Raw genomic sequence first — 26,020 nt, forward strand, 5'->3', positions numbered from 1 at the left:
GGCAGTCCATTGTGAATGCAGGGGGATAGCCGGGCCGTGTCCGCGCGTGTGATCAGGGATGGAGACGCCTGGGCGGCCGACAGGTCGTCGCCCCTGGCCCTGCCGCTACTCATTCTGCTGGCGCTGATGTCCGCCGGGCTGGTGGTCTATGCCGCCGGCAACTGGGCGCTGGGCGCCGGGTTCGGCGCCGCGCTGCTGGCCGGGGCGGCGCTGCTGGGGTGGTATCGCCGGCTCTATCCGCAGGAAGTGGCCGTGGGTGAGGCCGTGCCCGACTGGACCGTGGCGCGCGCGGCGGCGGATGCCTCCAATATGGCGATCGCCGTCACCGATCGCGCCGGGCGGCTGGTCTGCGCCAGCGATCTGTTCGGGGAATGGTTTCCCGGTTTCCCCACGCCGCCCCATGTCACCGGCGACAGCAGCCTGTCCGACAGTCTGGGTAACGCTGCCCGCGCCGCCTGGCGCGACGGCGAGGCGCGGGTGGAAGGGATCGTGCAGGGTGCGCTGCGACTGGATGCCTTCCTCTGCCGTACCGGCCGGTCGGAGGATTATCTGCTGTGGCGCTTTTCCCCGGTGCGCCAGCCGAGCGCGCTGGACGATGTGCACCGCCTGCTGACCGGGGAAGCGGGGCGGCAATTGGGCGAAGCGGGCATCATGGCGGTGATGATCGGTGGGGAGGGGCGCATCCGGGCCGCCAACGGCGCCTTCCTGCTGCGCGCCGCCGGACGGATCGACGCCAATATCACCGGGCGCGATTTCGCCGCCCACATGCGGGTGGACGACAAGGCGCGGCTGTTCCTGGCGCGGGAGGAATCGGGCGGCATTCCGCTGCGGCTGTTGCAGGTGCCGCTGAAGCGCGCCGCCCAGCCGGCGGGCGCGCAATCGAGTGCGCAGGACGGGCCGATGCTGCTGCTGCTGATCGACGAGCCGGCGGGCAATGCGGGCGGCACGTCGGCGCTTTCCTATATCGAGACGCTGTTGTCGCTGCTGCCCTTCGGCCTCGCCATGGCGGATCGCGACGGTCGCGTCCTGTTCATGAACAAGGCCTTTTCGCGGGCGGCGGGCGTCAAGCCCGAGGAGAAGCCCAGCTATCCCGGCGACCTGGTGGTGCGGGAAGATCAGGCGGCAGTGGCCGACGCCGTGCGGCGCTTTGCGGTCGGGCCGCAAATGTCGGGCGATGTCGCCGTGCGCATGCGCAACCAACCGGACGAGCCGATCGCGCTCAGCCTGGCCGGCGTGCGCGGGCTGGGCGAGGCGGCGGTGCTGCTCTCCCTCAAGGACAATAGCGAGGAGAGCAAGCTCAAGCGCCAAGTCGCGCAGGCGACCAAGATGCAGGCGATCGGCCAGCTCGCGGGCGGCGTGGCGCATGACTTCAACAATATCCTGACCGCGATCATCGGCCATTGCGACCTGATGCTGATGCGCCATACGCCGGGCGACAGCGATTATGACGACATCCAGCAGATCAAGTCGAACAGCAACCGCGCGGCGGGGCTGACGCGGCAGTTGCTCGCCTTCTCGCGCCAGCAGACGTTGCGGCCGCAGATATTGCAGTTGCCCGACATCGTCGCGGACGTCTCCAACTTGCTGAAGCGCCTGCTGGGCGAGAGCGTCAAGCTGGAAGTCAGCCATGGCCGCAATCTGGGTGCGGTGCGGGCCGATCCCGGCCAGCTGGAGCAGGTGATCGTCAACCTGGCCGTCAACGCCCGCGACGCCATGCCGGACGGCGGCACGCTCAATATCCAGACTTACGGCGTGCCCGCCGCCAAAGTGCGGGAGATGCGGTCGGACATATTGCCGCCAGCCGACTATACGGCGGTGCGGGTGTCCGACACGGGGCTGGGCATCCCGCCCGACATTCTTTCGAAGATCTTCGAACCCTTCTTCACCACGAAGGAGCTGGGCAAGGGGACGGGCCTTGGCCTCTCCACCGTCTACGGCATCGTCAAGCAGTCGGGCGGGTTCATCTTCGCGGAATCGGAGCTTGGCCGCGGGGCGAGCTTCGTCATCTACCTGCCCGTCTATCAGGGCGCCGATGTCGATCAGGCCGCCCAGCCCAAGGCGCCCGTGCGCCGCAGCGAAACCTGGGGCACCGGCACCGTGCTGCTGGTGGAGGATGAGGATATGGTGCGCGCCGTCGCGGAACGGGCTTTGTCGCGCCAGGGCTATAAGGTGCTGACAGCCAATGACGGCGAACAGGGGCTGGAAGTGCTGGCCGGAGACGAGAAGATCGACCTGCTGATTTCCGATGTGGTGATGCCGAACATGGACGGCCCATCGATGGTCGCGCGGGCGCGGGCGAGCCATCCGGACCTGCCGGTCTTGTTCATGTCGGGCTATGCCGAGGAACAGTTGCGCAAATCGATCGACATCGCCAATGTGGCTTTCCTTCCGAAACCCTTTTCCGTCAGCCAGTTGGCGGAAGCGGCGCGGGATGCTCTGGCGATGCGTCCTGCGGCGGAATGAATTTGAAGAATGAACTTCCGCGCGGCTTGTCGATTATGCCGGTGGGAAAAGGCCTTTGGGGTTGCGATGGGTAAGATTGGGGACCGCAAGCATGTCTGACGGCAAGACCATCCTGATCGTCGAGGATGAGGCAATGATCGGCATGATGCTGGAGGATTATCTCGACACGCTCGGATACCGGCTGCACGCCATTGCCGAATCGGTCGATGATGCCTGCGCCAAGGCGCGCGAGGGCGGCTTCGACGCGGCGCTGCTCGATTGCAACCTGCATGGCGAGAAAAGCTGGCCCGTTGCGGACATATTGGCGCAGAGCGGCATACCCTTCGTCTTCGCGACGGGCGGCATGGCGGACGATCTGCCGACCAGCCATGCCGACCGGCCGACCCTGGCCAAGCCCTTCACGATCGGCGCGGTCGAGCGCGCGCTGAATAAGGCGCTGAGCGCCGCATAAGAAAATTTCGTTCCCCTCTTGTTCCATTAGAACAAACAGGATACATGGTGGCCACGCGCCATCCGGACCGGCGCGTTCCGCTTGACAGGGGATAGGCCGATGACCGCAATGCTCTCACTCATCGATTCCAAGAAGACAGGGACAATGGACAGACAGAAAGCATTGGAAGCGGCCCTTTCCCAAATCGACCGTGCCTTCGGCAAGGGGTCGGCCATGAAGCTGGGCAGCCGCGAGAAGATCGAGATCGAGGCGATCTCGACCGGATCGCTGGGGCTGGACATCGCGCTTGGCATTGGTGGCCTGCCGCGCGGACGTATTGTGGAGATTTATGGCCCGGAAAGCTCGGGCAAGACCACGCTGGCGCTGCACGCCATTGCAGAAGCGCAGAAGACCGGCGGCATCGCGGCCTTTGTCGATGCGGAACATGCGCTCGATCCGGGCTATGCGAAGAAGCTGGGCGTCGACATCGACGAACTGATCGTGTCGCAGCCGGATACCGGTGAGCAGGCGCTGGAGATCGTCGACACGCTGGTGCGCTCCAATGCCATCGACGTGCTGGTGGTGGACTCGGTCGCCGCGCTGGTTCCGCGTGCCGAAATCGAGGGCGAGATGGGCGACAGCCATGTCGGCCTGCAGGCCCGCCTGATGAGCCAGGCGCTGCGCAAGCTGACCGGCTCCATCTCCCGCTCGCGCTGTCTGGTGATCTTCATCAACCAGGTCCGCATGAAGATCGGCGTCATGTACGGCAATCCCGAAACGACGACGGGCGGCAACGCGCTCAAATTCTACGCCTCGGTCCGCCTCGACATCCGTCGCACCGGCCAGATCAAGGATCGCGAGGACATTGTCGGCAACGCGACCCGCGTGAAGGTGGTCAAGAACAAGGTCGCGCCGCCCTTCAAGCAGGTCGAATTCGACATCATGTATGGCGAGGGCGTGTCCAAGATCGGCGAACTGCTCGACATCGGCGTGAAGGCCGGTCTGGTCGAGAAGTCGGGCGCCTGGTTCTCCTATGACTCGGTTCGCATCGGGCAAGGTCGCGAGAATGCAAAAACCTTTCTGAAAGAACATCCCGAAATGGCGGACAAGCTGGAAAAGGCGATCCGCGGAAAGACCGAGGAGGTCGCCGAAGGGATGATGGCCGGACCCGAAGCGGAGGATGATGGCGAATAAGCGCTGACGGGCTTTCCGGCCGGATCAACCGGAAGGCTCCAGCGCGGCTCTGCCCGCCTGCCGCTTCACGCACTGAAAAGGCCCGCTGCGCGACTGGCGCAGCGGGCCTTTTACCTTTGGCCCGGGTGTCCGGATGGGATGTCCTATCCATGGAATTCTCTTTGCGGGCAGAGGCGTTGGGTGATGATTGGTCATGCTGCCGTCCAACACTCCGCGCCCCTGCAAAGGTTCCTCGAAACAGACAAGTGCCTCATAAGAACCCAAGCCAGACGCTGCCGTGATAGATGAGAGAGACCTGGACTCATGCCTTCAGGAGCGTGGTGAATCGCAGGAATCTCGCCCTGCATTCAGACCCGGTTTCCCGCCCTCAAGCATCCAGCAAAGTCGCCCCTTGAACTCGCCCCCGGACATTTCCATCCGACTGCTGATGGCGTCAATAATCCTTCGAATAGCGCAGATTGGCTGAGGAACCCGCATTGGTGCCGGTCTTCGACAAAAGGCTGAGCGTCTTGGACAGGGAGATTTCGAGCTGGGTGGCGGTAAAACCCTTGGGATCGGTGATCACCTCCACATAGATGTTGTTGGAGATATGCTGCCCGACGGCGAGGGAAGTGCCGCGCCCCGTCGCCTCGTCGCCGCCGACGATGCCGATCCGGTCGACGCCCGACGCATTTTGCAGCTTGCCCATGGGATTGAGTCCGCCTCCGCCCCCACGCAGACCGTTGAGCGCCGCCGCCAACTGGATCGCCTGGGTGGCCGACAGGTTCGCCACATTGTCCCCGAACAGGATGCGCGCCAATATCTCGTCCTGCGGCAGCGTTGGCGTGGAAACGAAGGCGATGTCGGGCCGTTGCGCCGTGCCGCCCACCGCTATGCCTGCCGTCACATCGTCGATCCGGGTTTCGGCGCGGATCGCCAGCGTGGGATTCATCATCGGTCCGTTGAAGGTGATGATGCCCTGCTCCAGATCGAACTGATGGCCCGAGAAGCTGTAGCGGCCGCGTATCACCTCGATCTTGCCGACCACGCGCGGATCGTTCGCGGTGCCGGTGACGCGCATGTTCGTCTTCCATTCGGAATCGAGGCCCATGCCGGTCACATAGATTTCGTTATCGGCGCGAACGCGCACGTCCAGCTTCCATGGGGTGGGCCTGGCGGCCGCCTGCCGTGCCGCAAGGCGCTGGTCGAGCAGGTCGGTCCCTTCGCCCTTGCGGCGCACGCCCGTCAACTGGCGAAGGTCGCTGCCCCCCTGCCAGGCGACGCGGTAGCGCGTTTCCGGAAGCGAAAGGTCGCCCCTGATCAGGCCGCCATTGGCTGGGCTGTTGGTGATGGCCAGCGTGCCGCTGACCACGCTGGTGATCGCTTCGCTGCGGGCGAGGCGGGCGCGGTTCAGCCTCACGGCTATGTTCATCGGATAGCCGCTCTCCGCCGCCAGCCCCACCGTGCCGCTGGCCTGCACCGTGCCTTCGCCTGCCCGCCCGGAAAAGTCGCGCAGGTCGAGCCGGTCATTGGTGAAGCGCCCATCCAGCCGCATCTGCGTGACGCGCGTGCCGAAGGTCTCATTCTCATAGGTCAGGGCATTCGCGCGGACCAGCCCGTTGAGACGCGGGGCAATCAGCCGCCCCCCGAAATCCGCCGCTACGGCGATCGGCCCCGTCAATTGCTGGTCGGCCAGCCCGGCGAAGGAAAACAGCACATCGGCCGGCCCGGCATAGCGGATGCCGCCGCCCAAGGGCGCGGATTGCAATTGCTGCGCCCAACTCGCCCCGGGTCCCGGCGGCGCCAGCGTCGCGACGAAACGGCCCAGCGTCGCATTGCCGCGCCGGATGAGGCCGCGCATGTCGCCGCCTGCGTTCGACAGCTTGCCCTCGATTGCCATCGACACCGGATCGGACACGGCGGTCAGGCTGGAGCGGCGGAAGTCGTTGATCGCGAGGCGCGTGGTCGCGGTGGGGAAGGCGGAGCCATTCTGCGCGAAATCCAGCGTGCCGGTCGCTTTCCCGCCAATTCCCAATCCCGGTGAGGCCATGTTGACGATGGCGAGGTCGAAATCCTTGAACCGCGCCTGCATCGCCGTCTGCCGGCCGAAGCGCCCCGCCAGGTCGACCCGGCCCTGCGGCAGCACCAGCGTCGCGGGCTCCAGCCGATAGCCCGCCTGTTCGATCCGGATGATGGCAGGCCGGGCGAAGCGGAAGGGGATGTTGCTCGCCCGTCCCTCCAGCGCGACGGCGTAGAGCGTCGGGCGCAACGCAGCGTTCATGGCGATGGAGAAGGGCACGCCGGTCGATCCGTCAGCGACCAACTGAGCCCGGCCGCGTCCGCCGCGATAGTCGATCCGGCCGCGCGCCTTGCGCACGATATAGTCGCCATAGGCGGCGTTCGCCATCTGCACGTCGGCGTTGATCTGCGGCTGTTCGGTCAGCACCATGTTCGCCGTGATCAGCGCCCGGCCGATCACCACATCCGCTTCGCCCGGCAGTTTAGCATTGCTGGCGGTGGCGCTCAACTGCGCGCCCTGCGCCTTGCCCACCGCCATCAGCCGGACCGCGCCGGTGATGCCGGAACCGTTCATGGCAAGTTGCCCGGTGAAGGGACCGGCGGCACTCTGCTGCACGCGGCCGTTCATGTCGATGCCGGCGAAACGCGCCCTTGCTATGTCGATGGTGAGCGGCCCCCTGGCAGTGCGGATCAGCACATTGGCGAAGAAGGGGCCATAGGCGGACCCGCCCGTGGCTTCGAGCCGATAGCCCGCCGCTTCGCCATTCAGCTTCGCCACCACGTCGTAAAGCTGCACGCCGACATTGGGCCGGGCGGCGCGGAGCACGGCATTGGGCCGCTCCATCGTGCCGCGCACGGTCAGCGCCAGCGGGCCATATTGGTTGGACGTCGCCCTGGCGTCGAAGGCGATCCGGCCGTCGGTATCATAGCTGCCCGAACCGCTGTGGATCCGGAAATTGGGCGCCGCGCCTTTCAGGCCGGTGAGGGTGAACTTCCCCTCCGGCGTCATGCCGATGCTGGCGGAGGCGACGGCATTGCCGCCCAAGAAATCGCGGACGGAGGCGTTCTCCCAACGGGCCGTGCGGACGCCGAAACGGCCGGACAGGCCGAAGCCGCCCCGGGGCCCCGGCACCAGCTTCACATCGGTGTTGAGATTGACGATGCCGACGCCGTCGATCCTGTAGTCGTTGACCCGGCCCTTGAGCGCCCCGCGATAGATGGCGTTTTCCATGTCGGCCAGCACGATGGCGGTGGCGTCCACCCGGTCGCTGTCGATCTTCAGATTGTCGCTGATGAGCTTGCCCGCGGCATAGGCGAAGTCGCCCTTCACCCGCAGATTGTTGAGCAGGCCGCCCGCCGCGGCATTGAGGCCGGTGACGCGGCTGGCGGTGGCGCTTACCGGAATGCGGATGCGGTCGGCGTCGATCACGGCGCGCCCGCCGGCCTTCAGATTTTCGATCCCCGTGGCGTCGAAGGCGATATGCTTCGCCGTGATGTCATAGTCGATGAAGGGCGTCGCCATCGGCCCGTCGAGGATCACCGAAGCGCGCACATCGCGGCCCTTCACCTTCTCCATGATCGCGCCGGGGGTGAGCAGGGCGGCGTCGATCCTGAGCGCGCTGAACCGGCTTTGGCCAAGGTCGACCAGACCCTGCGCGGTGGCGGACAGGGCAGGGGATTTCAGCGAGCCTTTGAGGTTCACCCGCCGCTCGTTCAGGCCCGCGAACAGGTCGACGTCAAGCGACGGCGTCGTCAGCCGGTCGACGGTCCCCGCAAAGACCAGTCCGGGCCGCAGCGGGCCCCTGGCTGTGAAATTGCCGTCGCGAGCGGCCAGCGCGATATTCGCCAACTCGCCCTTGCCCGACGTCGCGACCAGCCGCCCGTTCCACGCCTGCCACGTGCCCCGGCCGTCCAGCGTCGCGGTGAAGCCGTCGGTCAGGCCGCTCATCGCCGCGATGACGCCGCCCTTCGGCGCGGTCAGCGTGCCCTTCATGGACAGGCGGTTCTGCGCGGGCACGGCGTCCAGATTGGCCTGCAGGCGGTCGCCGCTATCCACCACCGCATTGGCCGACAATATGGCGCGGCCGTCCGCGATATGGGTCACGCCGTCGATGGCGATCTCCCGCTTTTGGCCGATCACCGGCCTGGCGACGAGGAACCTCGCGATCTTCAGCCGATCGACGTCGATGTCGAGGTCGGGCAAGATCGGCGCATTGGGATCGCTTTTCGTTACGTTGAACTGCGGGCTGCGCGCCAGCACCACCAGCGGGCTTTCCAGCAGCCGCACCGAAATATGGTTGTCGATGTAGCGGAACGGGCTCCATACCACATGGACGCGCGGGGAGGCGGCGAACGGCCCCTTGGGATCGCGCAGCACCAGATCGTGGATCACCATGTCGCTGTAGATCGACCCTTCGATCCGGCCGACCGATATGCCCATGCCGGATTCCAGCTTCAGCGCGGCGATCTGTCGGATCAGGAATTTCTTGCCCGGCTGGGTGTTCAGGAACAGCAGCAGCCCGGCGACCAGCACGATCAGGGCGACGACCAGCCCGACGACCCATAGGACGATCTTCTGCCAGAGGGGACGCCTGACGACGACGGTGGCGGTTTCCTCGGCCATCAGAATGCCTGTCCGATGCCGATATAGAGCGCGAATTTGGATTCGCCCGGCTGCCGGTTGATCGGCATGGCTATGTCGGCGCGGAAGGGACCGAAATTGGTGTAGAAGCGGCCGCCGACGCCCACGCCGTACCGGATGTCGGAAAATTGGGGCATGGAACTTTCATAGACCTGGCCCGCATCGACGAAGGCGACCACGCCATAGTCCCCGAAGCGGTAGCGGCCCTCGACCGCAAATTCATTGACGGACCGGCCGCCGATCGGATCGTTGTTCGCGTCCTTCGGCCCCAGTTCCTGATAGCCATAGCCGCGTACCGATCCGCCCCCGCCGGCATAGATCCGTCGTGAGGGCGCCACATCGTCGCGCTTCACCCCGCTGATCGTGCCGACCCGCGTGCGCGCGGCGATCACCAGGCTGTCCGACAAGGGATAATAGCCGGTGAGGTCGAATGTCGCGCGCAGATAGGGGGAGAAGCTGCCCTGCAACGATCCTTCCGGTTCCGCGCGCAGATTGGCGCGAAAACCTCTGGTCGGGTTCAGCAGGTCGTTGGACCGGTCATAGCCGAGTTGCACCGGCAGGCCGCCGATGAAATAGGTCCGCCGCGTCTTGTCCGCCGTCGCCGGATCGACTACCACCTGTTCGTTGGTCAGCAGCACTTCCGCGCCATAGCTGTAGGTCCAGCGCTTCTGGAAGATCGGCGTCGACTGCCGCGACCAGCCGATGTTGAGACCCGCCGTATAGGCTTCATAGGCATCGTAATTCTGGTGATTGAGCGTGATGCCGGTCTGGAAGGTCTTGTCGCGCTTGCCCGCATTGGATCGGCGGAAGGTGCCCGACGCGCCCTGTTCCTGCGTTCCGGCGATCACGCTGGCGATCAGCGCGCCTTCGGGCGGGAAGAGGTTGCGGTGGGTCCATGTTCCCTCCGCGCGGAAGCCCTGGCCGGTGCCATAGCCCAGCTCGCCCGCCAGCGTGCGCGGCTTGCCGGCCTCCTGCGCGACTTCCAGGTCGACATATTCTGTGCCGTCCGGTCCCGGCTCGCTGGTCCTGACCGGATCGACCGAGATGCTGGAGAACAGCCCCGTCGCCACCAGCGCCCGGCGAAGGTCGTCGACCTTGCGGCTGTCGTAAAGCTCGCCCGGCCTGAATCGGCTGATGACCTTCATATGATCGGCGCCGAAGGCCTGCTTCTCGCCCGTGGTGGTGATCCCCCGGAACGATCCGCGCGGGCCCGTCTCCACTGGCAGGGTATAGTCTCCCGTCACCGTCGCGGGGTCGAGCAATATGTCCCGCTGCCCGACCTTCGCGAAGGGATAGCCATTTTCCGGCAGCTTGACGCCGACATTGGCCTCCGCCCCCTCGACCGCCGCCGCGACGATATAGTCGCCGGTCTTGAGCGGCAGGCTGTCGCGGATCAGGCCGGGCGGCACGGTCGGCCCGGCGTTGATGACGATGTCCCCGATCCTGTAGCGCTTGCCCGGCGTGACCGAGAGGACGGCCTTCAACGCCCCGTCGCCTGATTGGTCGAGCGATGCGAGCGCGGTCGCATCATAATAGCCCTCAGCATAGAGCAGCCTTATGGCGAGCGCCTCATCCTCATGGGCGCGGGCCTGCACCATCGCCGCCGTGTCGGCCTTGCCGCCGCCGTCGATCAGGGCGGAGGAATCGCGGAACGCCGGCTCCAGCCCGGTCTTGCCGAAGCCCTCCAACGCCACCGAATAGCGCACCGCCTGGGTCTTTTCATCGGGGTTGCCGTCAGTCGCGACCTGCGTCGGCACCTGCACGCTGTCGAGCGGCGGCAGCGGCTGGGCCAGTTCACGCTCCTCCCGCGGCTCGACCGCCGGGGGCAGTTGCTGCGCCGCGCCGGCTTCGGGCATCTGCTGGTCGATCCACTGATCTATGGAGGGCAGCGGCGCGCCGGTGCCCGTTGGCGTTTCCCCCGTCTTGGGCAGGCGCGCCTCGAACTCGCTGTCGGGCAGGATCGGTTCTTCCTGCTGTTGCGGCGAAGGCGTCTGCGCCATCAGAGGGAGGGGAGAGGCCGCCATCATCATCAGACCCAAGGCTCGCCGGACCCGCTTCTGCCTTGAACCCATGGAAACCCGCTTTGCCCCTTTTGTCCTTCGCCCGTGCAGGGCGCGAACAGCCAATACGCGCAAGCGGTTGCTTCGGTTCCGCTTGCGTCATGAAGGCAGGTGCTTCCCTCCGAATCCCAACCGGTCTAGACCGGCGGCATGACCATCGCGCTCAACATCACCCGCTCTATCCTTGGCCAGCCCTGGCGGTGGCGCGGGGGCAATGGCGACGGGCGCGATCCCGGTTATCGGCCCGACGATCTGGTCACGCAATTGCTGCTGGCGCGCGGTTGCCCGCGTGAGGCGGTGGAGGCGCACCGCAACCCCACCATCCGCCATTTCATGCCCAACCCCAGCCTGTTCCGAGACATGGACGCCGCCGCCGAACGGCTGGCCGACGCGGTGGTGCGCGGGGAGGATGTGCGCATCTTCGGCGATTATGATGTCGACGGCGCGACCAGCGCGGCGCTGCTGATACGCCTGCTGCGCGATCTGGGGCTGGCGGCGCGGCCCTATATTCCCGATCGGCTGATGGAGGGATACGGCCCCTCCGGCGAGGCGCTGGTGCGGCTGGCGGGCGAGGGGGCGACGCTGATCGTCACGGTGGACTGCGGCGCGCAGGCGTTCGAGGCGCTCGCCATGGCGAAGGCGGCAGGAGTCGATGTCGTGGTGGTCGACCATCATAAATGCGCCGCCGCCCTGCCCGAGGCGCTGGCGCTGGTGAACCCCAACCGCCTGGACGAAGCGGAGGAAGCGGCGGCGCACGGTCATCTGGCGGCCGTGGGCGTGGCCTTCCTGCTCGGTGCGGCATTGATCCGCGTGCTGCGCAGACGCGGCTGGTTCGACCGGCGTGCCGAGCCGCCCTTGATGGAACTGCTCGACATCGTCGCGCTGGGCACGGTGGCGGATGTGGCGCAACTGAAGGGCCTCAACCGCGCCTTCGTCGCGCAGGGGCTGAAGATTATGGCGAAGCGGCGCAATATCGGCCTTTCCGCCCTGATCGACGCCAGCCGCCTGACGCGGGCGCCGCTGTGCCACGATCTGGGCTTCGCGCTTGGCCCGCGCATCAATGCGGGCGGGCGCGTGGGCAAGGCGGATCTGGGGGTGCGGCTGCTGATCACCGAAGATCCGGCGGAAGCGGCGAAGATCGCGCAGGAGCTGGACCGGCTCAATGAGGAACGCCGCGCCATAGAGGCGGCGGTGCAGGCGGAGGCGGAGGAACTGCTCGCGGCGCAGGGCAATCGGGCGGTGGCGCTGGTGTCGGGCGCGGGTTGGCATCCCGGCGTGATCGGCATCGTCGCCGGGCGCATCAAGGAGAAGGCGGGGCGCCCCGCCATCGTCGTCGCCCTGGATGAGGAAGGCGTCGGCAAGGGGTCGGGCCGCTCCATCTCCGGCGTCGATCTGGGCGCGGCGATCCTGGCGGCGAAGGATAGCGGCCTGCTGGTCGCGGGTGGTGGTCATGCTATGGCGGCGGGCCTGACGGTCGCGGGGGACAAGGTGGATGCGCTGGCCGACTTCCTCGACGAACGGCTCGCCAACGCCGTCGCGAGGGCGCGGGACGACCGGGCGCTGCTGATCGACGCCGTGCTGGCGCCTGCGGGGGTCAATCCGGATTTCGTCGCCGCCATCGACGCCGGCGGGCCCTATGGGGCGGGGTGGCCTGCGCCGCTCATCGCCTCCGGCCCGATGCGGGTGGTCAAGGCCGATGTCGTCGGCAACGGCCATTTGCGCGCGATCATGGCGGGCGACGATGGCCGGTCGATCAAGACCATCGCCTTCCGCCAGGCGGAATCCGATCTGGGCCAGGCCATTCTCGGCGCGCCGTGCGACCGGCGCCTGTGGATAGCGGGCCGCGCGAAGATCGACGATTGGGGCCCCCGTCCTGCCGCCGAACTGCATCTGGAGGACGCCGCCTGGGCCGATTGAGAAGCGGATCGGCAAATTTTCGCCCCGCGCTCTTTTCATGACGAAAAGGGGGTTGACCGTTCCGGAGCCACCGCCTAATGCCCGCCTCGCTTCGCAGCGACGCCCAAGCGGACCTGCATGTGGCCCCTTCGTCTAGCGGTCTAGGACGCGGCCCTTTCACGGCTGAAACACGGGTTCGATTCCCGTAGGGGTCACCAGTCAAGCTATTTATAGCATTGATTTTGTGTGATAAATTAAAAAGTACCCGAAACCGATACCACAAGCGTTCCCACATTTTCCGTGGGGTTTAATGGTATGCTTCAGAACGTCCTAGGACAGAATCGATCATATTTCTGATCTGCTTCTCCTGAACGGCCGCGTTTTCGGTTCCTATCGCGACACCATCTGATCGCAAGGTATGGTCCAATTCCAACTGAGAAGTTCCAGCAATATACTGCGAAAGCTCCTTTCGTCGGAGCATAATATTCTTGATGACTGAGAGCCCCACGCCAACATTCGTTGACCTGTGTTTAGGCCGTTGATCTTCCCAATAGTGCCATCGAACGCGGCGGCTCCCCATCCCCAGGATTTCCGCCGCGCTCCAAATGGACATTAGAAACGATAAGCGGCGCCCACCAAGATTTGATGGCGGTCGAATTTGCTCGGCCCTTCTCCAAGATCAGAATATCGGTACTCCAGGCGGGCCGATATGTGATCGGTGATCAGTCTCTCGGCGCCACCGCCGATCATCCAGCCATCCAGGTTGTCAGATGAAGAGATTCGCTTGGAATCCACTGTCGCGGTCGTACGCACACGGGCGTTGCTTGAGAACGGCGGTGCAAAATTAGACCACGGTGGCGGCGGCGAAGTGCTGCTGCGGGCGGCGTAAAAGTCGTCCACTTTGCCTTCTTTGCGCGAGCAGGGAGGGCGTGGAGATATATACCGTGGATCTTTACCTGAAGGTGCGTCTTGCTTGCGCGGGCGGCATGAGCCAGCGTGAGGCGGCGAAGCATTTCAACGTATCGCGCGACACGGTCCGCAAGATGCTGTCGTATTCGGAGCCCCCCGGTTACCGCCGGACGGCGGCGGTGCGGCGGCCCAAGCTGGAAGCGTTCGTTCCGATCATCGATGCATGGCTTGATGGTGACCGTCAGGTTCCGCGCAAGCAGCGTCATACGGCGAAGCGGGTATTTGACCGCCTTCGCGAAGAGCACGGTTTCACCGGCGGCTACACGATCATCAAGGATTACATCCGACAGCGCGAGCAGCGCAGCCGGGAGATGTTCGTGCCGCTGGCGCATGCGCCCGGCCATGCCCAGGCAGATTTTGGTGAGGCCATGGTCGAGATCGGCGGTGTTGTGCAGAAGGCGCATTTCTTCGTGCTCGATCTACCGCACAGCGACGCCTGCTACGTGCGCGCCTATCCCGCTGCCGTTGCCGAGGCATGGATGGACGGCCACGTGCACGCCTTCGCGTTTTTCGGCGCGGTGCCGCTGTCGATCGTCTACGATAACGACCGCTGCCTGGTCTCGAAGATCCTGCCCGACGGCACGAGGCAGCGCGCCCGGCTGTTCAGCGGCTTCCTGTCGCATTACCTGATCCGCGATCGTTACGGCCGTCCCGGCAGGGGGAACGACAAAGGCAGTGTTGAAGGGCTGGTCGGTTATGCTCGCCGCAACTTCATGGTGCCGATCCCCCGGTTCGCGACGTGGGAGGCGTTCAACCTGTGGCTCGAGGAGCAATGCCGCAAGCGTCAGAACGACCGGCTGCGGGGCGAGAGCGAGACGATCGGCGAGAGGCTGAAGCGCGATCTGGCGGCGATGCAGGAACTGCCGGCTGCCCCGTTCGAGGCTTGTGACCAGACCAGCGGCCAGGTCTCGTCGCAGGCGCTGGTGCGTTACCGGACCAATGATTACTCGGTGCCGGTGCGCTTCGGCCATCAGGAGGTATGGATCCGGGGCTATGTCGGCGAGGTGGTGATCGGCTGCCGGGGCGAGGTCATTGCCCGTCATGTGCGCAGCTACGAGCGCGAGGACGTGATCTTCGATCCCATCCATTACCTTCCCCTGATCGAACAGAAGATCAATGCGCTCGATCAGGCAGCGCCCCTGCAAGGCTGGCACCTGCCCGAAGCGTTTGCAACGCTGCGCCGCCTCATGGAAGCTCGTATGGGCAAGCATGGTCGGCGCGAGTATGTGCAGGTGCTGCGTCTGCTGGAGAGCTTCACGCTTGCCGATCTGCATGCGGCCGTAAAGCAGGCTCTCGATATCGGGGCGATCGGCTTTGATGCCGTGAAGCATCTCCTGCTGTGCCGGGTGGAGCGCCGACCACCCCGATTGGACATGGCGATCTATCCCTATCTGCCCAGAGCCAGGGTGGAGACGACATCGGCGCGCTCCTACATGCAGTTGCTCTCGGGCGATGCGAAGGATGCGGCATGAGCAGTCCGTCCCCCGAGCTGTTACTGGCCAGCCACCTCAAGACGCTCAAGCTACCAACCTTCCTGCGCGAGCATGACAAGCTGGCCCGGCGATGCGCGGCCGAGGGCGCAGATCACGTCCGCTACCTTGCCCGGCTTGTCGAACTGGAGCTGATCGACCGGGAACGCCGGATGGTCGAGCGCCGGATCAAGGCTGCGAAGTTCCCGGCCGCCAAGAGCCTCGACAGCTTCGACTTTGCCGCGATCCCCAAGCTCAACAAGATGCAGGTGCTGGAACTGGCACGCTGCGACTGGATCAACCGCCGCGAGAACGTCATAGCCCTTGGTCCCTCGGGAACCGGCAAGACCCATGTGGCGATCGGCCTCGGCCTTGCCGCCTGCCAGAAGGGCCTGACGGTCGGCTTCACCACCGCGTCCGCGCTGGTCAGCGCGATGATGGAGGCACGCGACGAACGCCGCCTTCTGCGCCTCCACAAGCAAATGGCCGGATACAAGCTCCTCATCATCGATGAACTGGGGTTCGTGCCGCTCTCGAAAACCGGCGCGGAACTGCTGTTCGAGCTGATCTCGCAGCGTTACGAGCGCGGCTCGACGCTGATCACCAGCAACTTGCCGTTCGACGAGTGGACCGAAACGTTCGGCTCCGAGCGCCTGACAGGCGCGCTCCTCGACCGGCTTACCCACCACGTCTCCATACTCGAGATGAACGGAGAGAGCTATCGTCTGGCCCAAAGCCAGGCGCGCAAGGCACGCTCCAACCCCTGACAGAAAAGACCATCCGTGTGTTGGCGACCCCCACTCGGGCTACGCCCTCGCGGCGCTCGCCAGCACACGGATCACCCGGCCTGATTTTGCGCCGCCCAATGGCCGACTTTTACTCCGCCGTTGACAATCCGCCCGCCCTCGCGCACCTTGAGGTAGGTAGCATCGAGCCAGAGGTAGGGCCAGTCGCCGGTGAGCGGCCGCTTAAGGAAGGCATGGACACGTTCGTCGATATCCTTGCACAGCTTGGACACCGAGGATTTGGAGATGCCGGTCATGCCCATGGCCTGCACCAGCTCGTCGACACGCCGGGTGCTGACGCCGGCGATCCACGCCTCCTGGATCACCGCGACCAGCGCCTTCTCGACGGTCTTCCTGGGTTCCAGGAAGCCAGGGAAGTAGGCGCCGGTCCGTAGCTTGGGAATCCTCAGGTTGAGCGTGCCGAGCCGGGTATCGAGGCTGCGGTCGCGGTAGCCGTTCCGCCAGGTCGTCCGGTCGCCGGAGCGCTCGTGTCGGCTAGCGCCGACCAGGCCATCGACGTCGGCCTCCATGATGATCTGTAATACGCTCTCGGCGATCGTGCGCAGGAAATCTCCATCTCCAGTCTTCGCCATCAGCTCGGCAAGCGGTAGTCTGTCGTCGGTCATCGGGATCAACTCCTCGGTGGGCGTGTGAAGTGTGGTAACTCCACCTTACCGATGAGCCCGGTGGCCACCGAGATCGAAATCGCATGGGGTGGGGCATGCCCCACCCCATGCGATCATCTCAATCTACACCAGAAATTACACCACGAGCGCGGACGCTAACCTCGACGGCCTTGTCACGCTCGTGACGATCGCCATGCGACTTTCACCACTCGAGCGAGAAATGCTGGCTGTCGCGCTGCTTGCATTACACGATAGGCTTTGGCCTTCGGGGCTATTGCGAACCGACCAACAGATCCATTCTTCAGGCGGTCGCCGGTTCGGGCTTCGCAGGCGATCACTGTCTGCTCCCAGTCCCGGCGGCCGTGATACCCGGACCGACGAACGGTCGTGCGAGGCGGCGGCGAACATATTCGTCGATCCGCCAAGTGCCTGAACCTTTCGTGAGAATATTCTGACCTGCACTGCCCTTTACGCTTCAGGAGGCTCACGGCTCTGTTCCAAAGGATAGATCGGCATAGCCATTGGCGTGCAGCTGCTAGTCTCCCGCACGATAGCGGACCGGCGAGGCGTTCGCGATCCTTCCTTCAGCTTCCAGGTTCTGTCGTAGCCGACCCGCGGAAGCCAGGGATTCACCGTCGCTGCTCACTAGGAGATATCGCATGGCACAGCATATTGTTATCATTGGAGCCGGTTTCGCCGGTCTCATGGCCGCACTTTCGGCCGCGCGCTTGCGTGATGAAAAGGGTGCATCGCCCGACGACATGAAAATCACTGTGATTTCTCCGGAACCGGCGCTGGTCGTTCGGCCGCGCCTCTACGAACGTAGCCCGGAAACGATGGTCGCGCCGCTGGGCGAGTTGTTCGCATCGACGGACATCGGCTTTCATTCCGGGACCGTGGACAGGCTTGACGCCCAGCTCGGAACGGTCACGGTAACGGGTGCGGATGGAAAGTCCTCGAGCCTGTCCTACGACCGATTGATCATTGCGTCAGGGAGCCACGGTTTTCAGCCCCCCATACCTGGTCTTTCCGAATTTGGTCACAACGTGACAGATCTCGAAGGCGCGATGGCACTCGACAAGCATCTGCATGCTCTTGCGAGCAAGCCTTCCTCGCCAGCCCGCAATACCGTGGTGGTCGGCGGCGGAGGGTTCACCGGAATAGAAGTGGCGACCGAAATGCCGGATCGGCTCCGAGAGATTCTCGGTCGGGACGAACCAGTGCGCATAGTCATCGTGGAGCGAGGACCCGTAGTCGCTCCGGATATGGGAGCCGAACCGCGCCCCTATATCGAGACCCGGCTACGCGATATCGGTGTTGAAACGGTGCTCGGCTCGGGCATTGCCCGCATCGATGCAGATGGGGTCACGCTCGAGAATGGCGATCAAATCGAGGCGGGCACCGTGATCTGGTCAGCGGGCATGCGCGCGTCGCCGCTAACCTCTCAATTACCCGCCGATCGCGATAATCTCGGACGCATTCTCGTCGATGCCGATCTGCGTGTACCTGGCTATCCGCACATTTTCGCCGCAGGCGATACGGCGAAAGCAGCGACGGACCAGGACGGCCATTTCTCGGTGATGTCATGTCAACACGCACGTCGACTGGGTTCCTTCGCTGGCCACAACGCCGCAGCCGATCTTCTTGGCGAGCCTGTGCTTGCCTATGATCAACCTGCCTACGTCGTCTGTCTCGATCTCGGTCCCGACACTGCCATTTTCACGCGAGGCTGGGCGCCCCGGAGGGTGGAACTTACAGGCGCTGACGCCAAGAAAGTCAAAATGGATATCAACGCGGTGTGGATCTACCCGCCGGCAGCAGAGCGGCAAGCTGCATTCCAGAATGCCTATGACGCCCGCACGGTCGATTTCTGAAAATCCCGGGCCGGTCGGGTGGAGCGTCCGGCCGGCCCTCCACAGACAATTGAAGCTGGAACCATTCATGCGAATTTGTGTCTTTTCCGGGTCGAGCCATGGATATTCGCTGGAATATCAAGGTGCTGCGACGGCGCTGGGCCGGCTGCTGGCCCGCAATTCCATCGAGCTTGTCTATGGTGGAGCCGCCGTCGGGTTGATGGGTGCCGTTGCCGACGCTGTACTCGCTGAGGGCGGTCGGGTGACGGGAGTCATCCCGCAAGCGTTGGTAGACAAGGAGGTCGCTCACCTTGGCCTGACCGACCTGCGTGTCGTGCATTCCATGCACGAGCGAAAGGCTCTGATGGCAAATCTTTCGGACGGTTTCATTGCTTTACCCGGAGGCATTGGCACATTTGAGGAACTGTTCGAGGTTTGGACATGGGCACAGCTAGGAAGCCACTCCAAGCCTTGCGCCCTCCTGAACATACTGGGCTTTTATGACCGGCTGCTGGAGTTTCTGGACCAGGTGGTTGAGCAAGGCTTCCTGAAGGCTGTGCATCGCCAGATGTTGCTCGTGGAGGAAGACGCGGCCCCTTTGCTCCGCGCCATCCGGCAATATCACGCGCCTGCCGAAACCAAATGGATCAGGCCGACTGAAACCTGATCCGCAAGGCACGTCGTCGGGATGTTCGGAGCGACCAGAGCGTGACCGCTACACCTCTTTCTCTCGGCTGGCCTGCTTCTGAACTTGGCGCGGCGTTACGCCCGTAATCCGGCGAAAGGCAAAGCCGAAAGCGCTTTCCGAACCATAGCCGGCGCGCGCGGCAACGGCGGTAATCGTTGTGCCCGGTTGAGCGAGCGCCTTCTGAGCGAGCGCGATGCGCAATCTTGTCAGATATCCCATCGGCGGGAGGCCAACGGCCGATCTGAATCGTGCGGAAAAGCGCGAGCGTGAGAGGCACGCGACGCTCGCAAGATCCTCGATCCGCCAGTTTCTCTCCGGATCCTGATGAAGCGCCCTGAGCGATGCACCGATCCTGGGATCGGCTAACGCAGCAAGCCAGCTGCCAACCTGGCCACTAGGTATGTTTCGGATCATTTCGATGAAGATCATCTGCATGATGGTCGCGGCCATCACCGACGCGCCAATGGACCCCGAGGAGAGTTCCTCCTCCAGCCTGTCGACAAGCCAGCGCAGGCGGACGGCAGCCGGTTCATCCGCATGGATCACGATAACCGGTGGCAGGGCATCGGCCAGGAAACCGGCGGTGGCCGGAAGGTCCATACGGCCCCCGAGGCAATGAAAATCAGGCCCGGGTCCTGTGTCCAGCCAGGCGCAATCATTGGCCTTCACACCGGCAAAAACATCCTCCGCCGCCTTGGGTATTCGGTCGAGGTCGGTCCCGATGATGAAAGGCAGGTTCGCACCGACGAGAAAACAACTGCCTTCTTCCAGCGCCCACCGCGCCGCGCCGACGTCGAGCTGGCATTGTCCCCCCTTGATGATGTTGCATTTGAGCGCACCCACAGGAGCCACCCGGACGGCCCAAAGCCCTCTTGCCCTGAGCCCGGATGACATAACGGCGCGCGCATCGATGAGAGACAGTATCTGCGACAAGGGATCTTCGAGCGATGCAGGATTATCTCTATATGAATCGGGATTTTCAGCCATGGATTATCCCCAATCCGCTTCCCATTGTTCCTGTCAACTGAGACAGGAGATTTTGAATGCCTTCTTCACAAAAGCCCCTGGGCACCGGCTTTGGACCGTTCACCACGGCTGCGGAGGTCGCGAATGGCGTCGACCTTTCGGGAAAGACCGCCATCGTGACGGGCGGGGCGTCCAATCTTGGCCGGGAGACCGTGCGAATCCTTTCTTCGAAAGGAGCGCGCGTGCTGGTGCCGGCGCGCGATCCCGATGCAGCGCGAGAGGCGATGTCGGATCTGCCGGATGTGGAACTGGTCCCGATGGACCTGCTCGACCCATCATCGATCGACAGTTTCGCGGCCGGGGTGATCGACAAGTTGGGGGCGCTCGATCTCCTGGTTCTCAATGCCGGCGTCATGGCAAGCCCGCTATTTCGCGATACGCGGGGCCATGAAGGCCAATTCGCCACCAACCACCTCGGCCATTTCCAGCTGACTGCCGCACTCTGGCCCGCACTTCTGCGCGGGGACGGCGCGCGTGTTGTCGTTCTCTCCTCCCGGGCGCATCAGCTCGGTGGCCTTGATCTCTCCGATCTCGACTTCCGGCATCGCGCCTATGACAAATGGCTCGCCTACGGTCAGGCGAAGACGGCCAACGCGCTCTTTGCCGTAGCCCTCGATGCGCGCGGCAAGACCCGCGGGGTCAGGGCTTGCTCGGTTCACCCCGGCTCCATCCTTGGCCCGCTCGCCCGGCACCTGACCCGCGAAGAGATCGACCAATTTGGCGCCCTCGATGCGGACGGATCCCCCGTCGTCGACCCAAGCCGCGACAAAAAAAGTCCGCAGCAAGGCGCGGCGACGACGATATGGTGCGCCACTTCGCCTGAGCTTAGCGACATTGGTGGAGTCTATTGCGAGGACTGTGACATTGCGCCCGTCGTATCGGATGGCCAGCTTGGTGGCCCTGGCGTCCGCCCGTTCGCGATCGATCCGGAGACGGCCGAAGCGCTGTGGACTGAAAGCGTCCTGCTGACCGGCCATGATATTCCATGATCTGTCCGGCCGCCCCGCGCATTGCTCCGCCTGACTGTCAGCCCGCCATCTCATCGGCATCGATGATCGCGCGGGCAAAGGCATGTGGCGCTTCCTGCGGAAGATTGTGTCCTATGCCGCCTTCGATCAGCCTGTGCTCATAGGACGCCAGGAAGCGTGTCCGATAATCCTCGGCGCGCAGGTGGGGGGCGCCATTCGCATCGCCTTCCAGCGTGATGGCGGGAATATTTACGGGCGGAAAGCGCGCAAGCTGGGCCTCCATGCCTGCATAACGAGGCTCCCCTTCGGAGAGGCCGAGCCGCCAGCGATAGTTGTGGATGGTGATCGCCACATGATCGGGATTATCGAGCGCGACAGCTGAACGTGCGAAGGTCGGCTCATCGAAGGCCCAGCGGGGCGATGCGCTTTTCCATATCAGCTTTGCGAAGTCATGCGTGTGTGCCGCATAACCCCGCCGCCCCCGCTCCGTCGCGAAGTAGAATTGATACCACCAGTCACGCTCCGCTTCGGGAAGGAGCGGTACCGCCCCCGCCGCCTGGCTGCCGATGAGATAGCCGCTCACCGAGACGAGCGCGCGCACCCGCTCGGGATAAAGGACGGCGAGAATGCACGCTGTCCGGGCGCCCCAGTCGCAGCCACCCACAATGGGATGTTCCAGACCCAACGCCTCGACAAGTTCGATCGCATCACTGGCAAGCGCTGCCTGCTGACCATTGCGAGGAGATGTGTCGGAGAGGAAGCGGGTTGCGCCATAGCCGCGCAGATAGGGAATGATCACCCGGTAGCCCGAAGCCGCGAGAAGCGGTGCAACCTCGGCATAGCTGTGGATGTCATAGGGCCAGCCATGGAGCAGCAATATGGGGCGACCGCGCGATGGCCCGGCTTCGACATAGGCAATGTCGAGTGTGCTGGTGCGGACCCGCTTAAGCGGGCCAAGGCCCGCCGATCGCGTGCTCGCGTCCACGACTGCTGACGATGCGCGCACGGGCTTGGTCGTTGCCGCCAGAAACGCTGTGCCGCCCAGGATGGAAGCAAGGAAGCCGCGCCGCTCGAAGCGCGAGCGGGCCGGAGCAAACGGTTCCTTCAGATGAGACGGATGCTTGATATCATACAAGATATGCCGCCAGTCGTCTCCGCCAGGTATGCCCATCCTGCCATCTCCGCTTCTGTCTAGACGATAGCGTCATGCCGGGACGAACGCGCCGATCCGCCCCGGCCTGCGCATCAGCCCCGGATGAAGGCCAGCATATCCGCGTTGATTACATCGGCATTGGTAGCCGCCATACCGTGCGGATAGCCGTCATAGGCCTTGAGCACCCCCTTCGCGAGCAGCTTGGCCGACAGCGGGGCAGAATCCGCGAATGGCACGACCTGGTCATCCGTTCCGTGCATAACGAGCGTCGGCACCTGGATCTTCTTCAGATCTTCGGTGAAATCCGTTTCCGAAAACGCCTTGATGCAGTCGTAATGGGCCCTGGCGCTGCCCACCATGCCCTGACGCCACCAATTCTGGATCAGGCCCTGGCTGACCTTCGCGCCCTCGCGATTGAATCCGTAGAACGGCCCCGCCGCGATATCGAGGTAGAATTGGGAGCGGTCCTCGGCGAGGGCCTTGCGGAACCCGTCGAACACCTCGATCGGCAGCCCACCGGGATTGCTGGCCTTCCTGACCATCACGGGCGGCACCGCCCCGACAAGGATCAACTTTGCAAGCGTCCCGGGCTTGGCGCGCGCCGCATAGTGGGCCGCCTCGCCGCCGCCGGTGGAATGGCCGATATGGACCGCATCCTTGAGATCGAGCGCGGCGACCAGCGCGGCGACATCGGCAGCATAGGTATCCATCTCGTTTCCGGTGTCGGTCTGGGTCGAGCGACCGTGACCACGGCGGTCGTGCGCGATGACACGATAGCCCTGCGCGAGGAAGAAAAGCAGCTGGTTGTCCCATTCGTCGGCGGTCAGCGGCCAGCCATGATGGAAGACGAGCGGCTGCGCGTCGCGCGGACCCCAGTCCTTGTAGAAGATCCGAGCGCCGTCATTTGCGGTAATGAAATTCATGGGATGAGCTCCTTGATTTGCGTGAATTAGAGATGCGCCGAGGCCTACGACCGGCCAGCCCAGACCGTTCACGAGGACAGCAGCTCCGCCGGCGGCGCAGAATGCCCGGCGATCGACCATGAAATCTTTAAGTAGCGGCATGCTGTGCTCCTCTGCACCGCGCCAGCTCTGCGCGAGTTCGATTTCGGACAGAGCGGCCTGGTCAGGAATAGTGAAATCCCGCCATTTCTCGACCATACGGGGGGCGCGGCCAGGCTATGCGAAGGTGGAGTGCCTCCCGGCAGAGAGATCAGGACGCGCTGGCGACAAGCGATCAGGCATCAGCGGATACCTCGAACCCGTCCTGACCGAAGGGATTAGAGGCCTGCCACCGCCGCACAGTCGCGCGTTTATGCCTCGACGGCCTAGCTCCTTGGCATCAACGGCAAGGAGACGTCGCAATGAGTATCCCACTTCACCATGCAAATGGCGCACCGGTGACCGACAATCTCAACATCCTCACCGCCGGGCGACGCGGGCCTGCGCTGCTCCAGGATGTCTGGCTCATCGAAAAGCTCGCTCATTTCGATCGCGAGGTCATTCCCGAACGGCGGATGCACGCCAAGGGATCGGGCGCACATGGCACGTTCACGGTCACGCAGGACATATCCCGCTTCAGCAAGGCGAGATTGTTTGCCCGGCCTGGCAAGCAGACGCCGGTGTTCGTCCGGTTCTCGACGGTGGCGGGCGAGCGCGGCGCGGCCGATGCCGAACGCGACATTCGTGGCTTCGCGGTCAAATTCTATACTGAGGAGGGCAACTGGGACCTTGTCGGCAACAACACGCCGGTCTTCTTCTTTCGCGACCCCTTGCGGTTCCCGGATCTCAACCATGCGGTGAAGCGCGATCCGAGGACGGGTTTGAGGAGCGCCGAGAACAATTGGGATTTCTGGACGCTGCTTCCCGAGGCCCTGCATCAGGTGACGATCCTGATGTCCGAGCGCGGCATCCCCAGAAGCTACCGGCACATGCACGGGTTCGGCAGCCATACTTATGCGATGATCAATGCCGCCGGCGAACGCCATTGGGTCAAGTTCCACTTCCGTTGCGAGCAGGGCATCGCAAATCTGAGCGACGGCGAAGCGGCCACGCTGATCGGCAGCGACCGGGAAAGCCATGGCCGGGATCTCCTCGAGGCGATCGACCGCGGTGACTTCCCACGCTGGACGCTTGCGATCCAGGTCATGACCGAGGCGCAGGCCGGGACCCATCGCCACAATCCGTTCGACGTCACCAAGGTCTGGCCGAAAAGCGAATATCCGCTCATTCCTGTCGGCACGCTCGAGCTCAACCGCAATCCGGAGAATTATTTCGCCGAGGTTGAGCAGGTCGCCTTTTCACCGGCTAATCTTGTTCCGGGACTCGGCGTATCGCCCGACCGCATGTTGCAGGCACGCCTGTTCTCCTATGGAGACGCACAGCGTTATCGACTCGGGGTCAATCACCTGCATCTCCCGATCAACGCCCCGCAATGCCCGTTCGCAAGCTACCATCGTGACGGCGCGATGCGCGCGGACGGCAATCTCGGCGCGACGCCCAGCTATTATCCGAACAGCCATGGGGCGTGGGAGGACCAGCCTCATCTGGCCGAACCGACGATGCGGATCGAAGGCGATGCCGCCCATTGGGATCATCGCGACGACGAGGATCACTGGGAGCAGCCCGGCAACCTGTTCCGCAAGATGAACGCAACCGAGCGCGAGGCGCTGTTCGCAAACACCGCCCGGCAGATCGGCGGAGCCACGCGGGCGGTGCAGGAACGGCACGTGGCGAACTGCAATCGCGCGGACCCTGCTTATGGGGATGGTGTCGCCAGGGCGCTCGGCCTGCGCTGACCGCGCGAAGGGCCATGATGGCGGACCGACATTGAGTCAGCGGTCCGCTGCGCCTTCGCCCCTCTCGGCGGTGATGACAGGCAGGGTGAATATGAAGCGCGCGCCGACGGCATCGCCATTTTCGGCCCAGAGCCTGCCGCCATGCGCTTCGATAATCGAGCGGCAGATCGCAAGGCCCATGCCCATGCCATCCGCCTTGGTCGTGAAAAAGGCCTCGAAGACAGTCTCGGGAGAAGGCAGGCCGGATCCGGTATCGGTCACCTCGACTTGCACGCCTTCAGCGACCGCCGAGAGGTGAATGCGTAACGTTCGCCGGTCAGGATCGACATCGACCATCGCTTCCATCGCATTGCGCAGGAGGTTGACCAGAACCTGCTGAATCTGGACGGGGTCGATCGCGACGTGGGGGACGTTCGCTGCCACTCGTGTATGGAGCGCAACCTCGTATCGCGTCAGTTCATCGGCGAGCAGCTCGCACACTTCGCCGATGAGCACATCGAGGCCCAATGACGTTCGCGGCCCCGCGTTCCGGCTGAAGAGCGCGCGAATATGGCTGACGATGTCGGCGGCAGACTGCGCGCTGCGTGCGATCCGATCGACGATCGCCCGTGCCCGATCGACATTGGGAGGGTCCGCCGCCAGCCAGCGGTGGCAGGCCTGCGCATTGGTCATGATCGCCGCGAGAGGCTGGTTGACCTCATGCGCGACCGACGCCGAAAGCTCGGCAAGGCTTGCCGCCTTGCCGGCCCGTGCGAGTTTGTCCTGCGCCGTGCGCAGCTCTTCCTGGGCGCGGATCTGATCTTCGATATCAAGGCAGACGCCATTCCACTGCACAATGGCCCCATCTTCATTGCGCATCGCGGCGATACGGGTCTCGATGTCAACGGCGGAGTAAAAGTCGGCCATTGGGCGGCGCAAAATCAGGCCGGGTGATCCGTGTGCTGGCGAGCGCCGCGAGGGCGTAGCCCGAGTGGGGGTCGCCAACACACGGATGGTCTTTTCTG

The 26,020-nt window shown here is 64.2% G+C and carries 17 protein-coding genes, 1 tRNA gene and 1 pseudogene; 11 read left to right on the forward strand and 8 right to left on the reverse strand.

The features are described 5' to 3' along the window. Positions 1 to 36 precede the first annotated feature (36 nt). From LDB29_RS18855 to recA, 3 genes are all read left to right on the forward strand, one after another. A complete protein-coding gene (locus LDB29_RS18855; protein ID WP_257555352.1) occupies positions 37 to 2,463 on the forward strand; it encodes a response regulator in 2,427 nt (808 codons plus the stop codon). Positions 2,464 to 2,554: 91 nt separating this feature from the next. Next, positions 2,555 to 2,914, forward strand: coding sequence for a response regulator (locus LDB29_RS18860; protein ID WP_025547444.1), 360 nt, complete (start codon positions 2,555 to 2,557; stop codon positions 2,912 to 2,914). 99 nt (positions 2,915 to 3,013) lie between these two features. Continuing rightward, the gene (gene recA, locus LDB29_RS18865) at positions 3,014 to 4,087 is read left to right on the forward strand and encodes a recombinase RecA (RefSeq protein WP_025547442.1); all 1,074 of its coding nucleotides are present in this window, start codon (positions 3,014 to 3,016) and stop codon (positions 4,085 to 4,087) included. Positions 4,088 to 4,520: 433 nt separating this feature from the next. Here the strand turns inward: recA and LDB29_RS18870 are convergent, their stop codons facing one another. Beyond that, positions 4,521 to 8,708 (reverse strand): translocation/assembly module TamB domain-containing protein, encoded by a 4,188-nt coding sequence (locus LDB29_RS18870; RefSeq protein WP_257555354.1) that lies wholly within the window; start codon positions 8,706 to 8,708, stop codon positions 4,521 to 4,523. Beyond that, on the reverse strand, positions 8,708 to 10,798 hold the full coding sequence (locus tag LDB29_RS18875; protein ID WP_257555356.1) for an autotransporter assembly complex family protein: 2,091 nt from the start codon (positions 10,796 to 10,798) through the stop codon (positions 8,708 to 8,710). The genes LDB29_RS18870 and LDB29_RS18875 overlap by 1 nt, the downstream gene beginning before the upstream one ends. A 138-nt stretch (positions 10,799 to 10,936) precedes the next feature. On the opposite strand from LDB29_RS18875, the gene recJ reads away from it, so the two are divergent. Together recJ and LDB29_RS18885 are read left to right on the forward strand one after the other, a co-directional pair. After that, positions 10,937 to 12,703, forward strand: coding sequence for a single-stranded-DNA-specific exonuclease RecJ (gene recJ / locus LDB29_RS18880; protein ID WP_257555358.1), 1,767 nt, complete (start codon positions 10,937 to 10,939; stop codon positions 12,701 to 12,703). Between the two features lie 121 nt (positions 12,704 to 12,824). Further along, positions 12,825 to 12,900: transfer RNA gene (locus LDB29_RS18885), tRNA-Glu, on the forward strand. Positions 12,901 to 13,294: 394 nt separating this feature from the next. Here the strand turns inward: LDB29_RS18885 and LDB29_RS18890 are convergent. Then, on the reverse strand, positions 13,295 to 13,582 hold the full coding sequence (locus tag LDB29_RS18890; RefSeq protein WP_257555360.1) for an outer membrane protein: 288 nt from the start codon (positions 13,580 to 13,582) through the stop codon (positions 13,295 to 13,297). A gap of 44 nt (positions 13,583 to 13,626) precedes the next feature. Here LDB29_RS18890 and istA point away from each other — a divergent pair, with 44 nt between their 5' ends. Both istA and istB read left to right on the forward strand, forming a co-directional pair. After that, positions 13,627 to 15,123 (forward strand): IS21 family transposase, encoded by a 1,497-nt coding sequence (istA, locus tag LDB29_RS18895; protein WP_082430708.1) that lies wholly within the window; start codon positions 13,627 to 13,629, stop codon positions 15,121 to 15,123. After that, positions 15,120 to 15,887: an IS21-like element helper ATPase IstB gene (gene istB, locus LDB29_RS18900; RefSeq protein ID WP_054944222.1), complete on the forward strand. Its 768-nt coding sequence runs from the start codon at positions 15,120 to 15,122 to the stop codon at positions 15,885 to 15,887. The genes istA and istB overlap by 4 nt, the downstream gene beginning before the upstream one ends. A 110-nt stretch (positions 15,888 to 15,997) precedes the next feature. Here the strand turns inward: istB and LDB29_RS18905 are convergent. After that, positions 15,998 to 16,531 (reverse strand): annotated as a pseudogene (locus LDB29_RS18905) (transposase); the annotation flags it as partial. 659 nt (positions 16,532 to 17,190) lie between these two features. Between LDB29_RS18905 and LDB29_RS18910 the strand changes: the two are divergent. Both LDB29_RS18910 and LDB29_RS18915 read left to right on the forward strand, forming a co-directional pair. Beyond that, positions 17,191 to 18,405, forward strand: a complete 1,215-nt coding sequence (locus LDB29_RS18910) for an NAD(P)/FAD-dependent oxidoreductase (protein ID WP_103000360.1) — start codon at positions 17,191 to 17,193, stop codon at positions 18,403 to 18,405. Positions 18,406 to 18,472: 67 nt separating this feature from the next. After that, positions 18,473 to 19,051, forward strand: coding sequence for a TIGR00730 family Rossman fold protein (locus LDB29_RS18915; protein WP_103000383.1), 579 nt, complete (start codon positions 18,473 to 18,475; stop codon positions 19,049 to 19,051). Between the two features lie 48 nt (positions 19,052 to 19,099). Here the strand turns inward: LDB29_RS18915 and LDB29_RS18920 are convergent, their stop codons facing one another. Continuing rightward, complete coding sequence (locus tag LDB29_RS18920) at positions 19,100 to 20,059, reverse strand: AraC family transcriptional regulator (RefSeq protein ID WP_257555365.1); 960 nt, start codon at positions 20,057 to 20,059, stop codon at positions 19,100 to 19,102. A 56-nt stretch (positions 20,060 to 20,115) separates the two neighbouring features. Between LDB29_RS18920 and LDB29_RS18925 the strand changes: the two genes are divergently transcribed. Further along, complete coding sequence (locus LDB29_RS18925) at positions 20,116 to 21,087, forward strand: SDR family NAD(P)-dependent oxidoreductase (RefSeq protein ID WP_103000358.1); 972 nt, start codon at positions 20,116 to 20,118, stop codon at positions 21,085 to 21,087. A 37-nt stretch (positions 21,088 to 21,124) separates the two neighbouring features. Here LDB29_RS18925 and LDB29_RS18930 read toward each other — a convergent pair whose 3' ends face one another. Continuing rightward, a complete protein-coding gene (locus tag LDB29_RS18930; RefSeq protein ID WP_226869999.1) occupies positions 21,125 to 22,201 on the reverse strand; it encodes an alpha/beta fold hydrolase in 1,077 nt (358 codons plus the stop codon). 110 nt (positions 22,202 to 22,311) lie between these two features. Then, entirely contained in the window at positions 22,312 to 23,142 is an 831-nt protein-coding gene (locus LDB29_RS18935) for an alpha/beta fold hydrolase (protein ID WP_103000356.1), read from the reverse strand. A gap of 440 nt (positions 23,143 to 23,582) precedes the next feature. Between LDB29_RS18935 and LDB29_RS18940 the strand changes: the two genes are divergently transcribed. Further along, positions 23,583 to 25,016, forward strand: a complete 1,434-nt coding sequence (locus LDB29_RS18940; protein WP_222886170.1) for a catalase — start codon at positions 23,583 to 23,585, stop codon at positions 25,014 to 25,016. A gap of 36 nt (positions 25,017 to 25,052) precedes the next feature. On the opposite strand, the gene LDB29_RS18945 is transcribed toward LDB29_RS18940, so the two are convergent. Further along, a complete protein-coding gene (locus LDB29_RS18945; protein WP_257555370.1) occupies positions 25,053 to 26,003 on the reverse strand; it encodes a sensor histidine kinase in 951 nt (316 codons plus the stop codon). Positions 26,004 to 26,020: the final 17 nt, after the last annotated feature.

The organism is Sphingobium sp. CFD-2 (genome assembly GCF_024611135.1).
Classification (GTDB): Bacteria; Pseudomonadota; Alphaproteobacteria; order Sphingomonadales; family Sphingomonadaceae; genus Sphingobium; species Sphingobium fuliginis.

Bases quoted from the DNA above. Each gene is read 5' to 3' on its own strand.
- LDB29_RS18860 (WP_025547444.1), top strand. From the start codon at position 2,555: ATGTCTGACGGCAAGACCATCCTGATCGTCGAGGATGAGGCAATGATC.
- recA (WP_025547442.1), top strand. From the start codon at position 3,014: ATGACCGCAATGCTCTCACTCATCGATTCCAAGAAGACAGGGACAATG.
- LDB29_RS18870 (WP_257555354.1), bottom strand. From the start codon at position 8,708: ATGGCCGAGGAAACCGCCACCGTCGTCGTCAGGCGTCCCCTCTGGCAG.
- LDB29_RS18875 (WP_257555356.1), bottom strand. From the start codon at position 10,798: ATGGGTTCAAGGCAGAAGCGGGTCCGGCGAGCCTTGGGTCTGATGATG.
- recJ (WP_257555358.1), top strand. From the start codon at position 10,937: ATGACCATCGCGCTCAACATCACCCGCTCTATCCTTGGCCAGCCCTGG.
- istB (WP_054944222.1), top strand. From the start codon at position 15,120: ATGAGCAGTCCGTCCCCCGAGCTGTTACTGGCCAGCCACCTCAAGACG.
- LDB29_RS18910 (WP_103000360.1), top strand. From the start codon at position 17,191: ATGGCACAGCATATTGTTATCATTGGAGCCGGTTTCGCCGGTCTCATG.
- LDB29_RS18915 (WP_103000383.1), top strand. From the start codon at position 18,473: ATGCGAATTTGTGTCTTTTCCGGGTCGAGCCATGGATATTCGCTGGAA.
- LDB29_RS18920 (WP_257555365.1), bottom strand. From the start codon at position 20,059: ATGGCTGAAAATCCCGATTCATATAGAGATAATCCTGCATCGCTCGAA.
- LDB29_RS18925 (WP_103000358.1), top strand. From the start codon at position 20,116: ATGCCTTCTTCACAAAAGCCCCTGGGCACCGGCTTTGGACCGTTCACC.
- LDB29_RS18935 (WP_103000356.1), bottom strand. From the start codon at position 23,142: ATGAATTTCATTACCGCAAATGACGGCGCTCGGATCTTCTACAAGGAC.
- LDB29_RS18940 (WP_222886170.1), top strand. From the start codon at position 23,583: ATGAGTATCCCACTTCACCATGCAAATGGCGCACCGGTGACCGACAAT.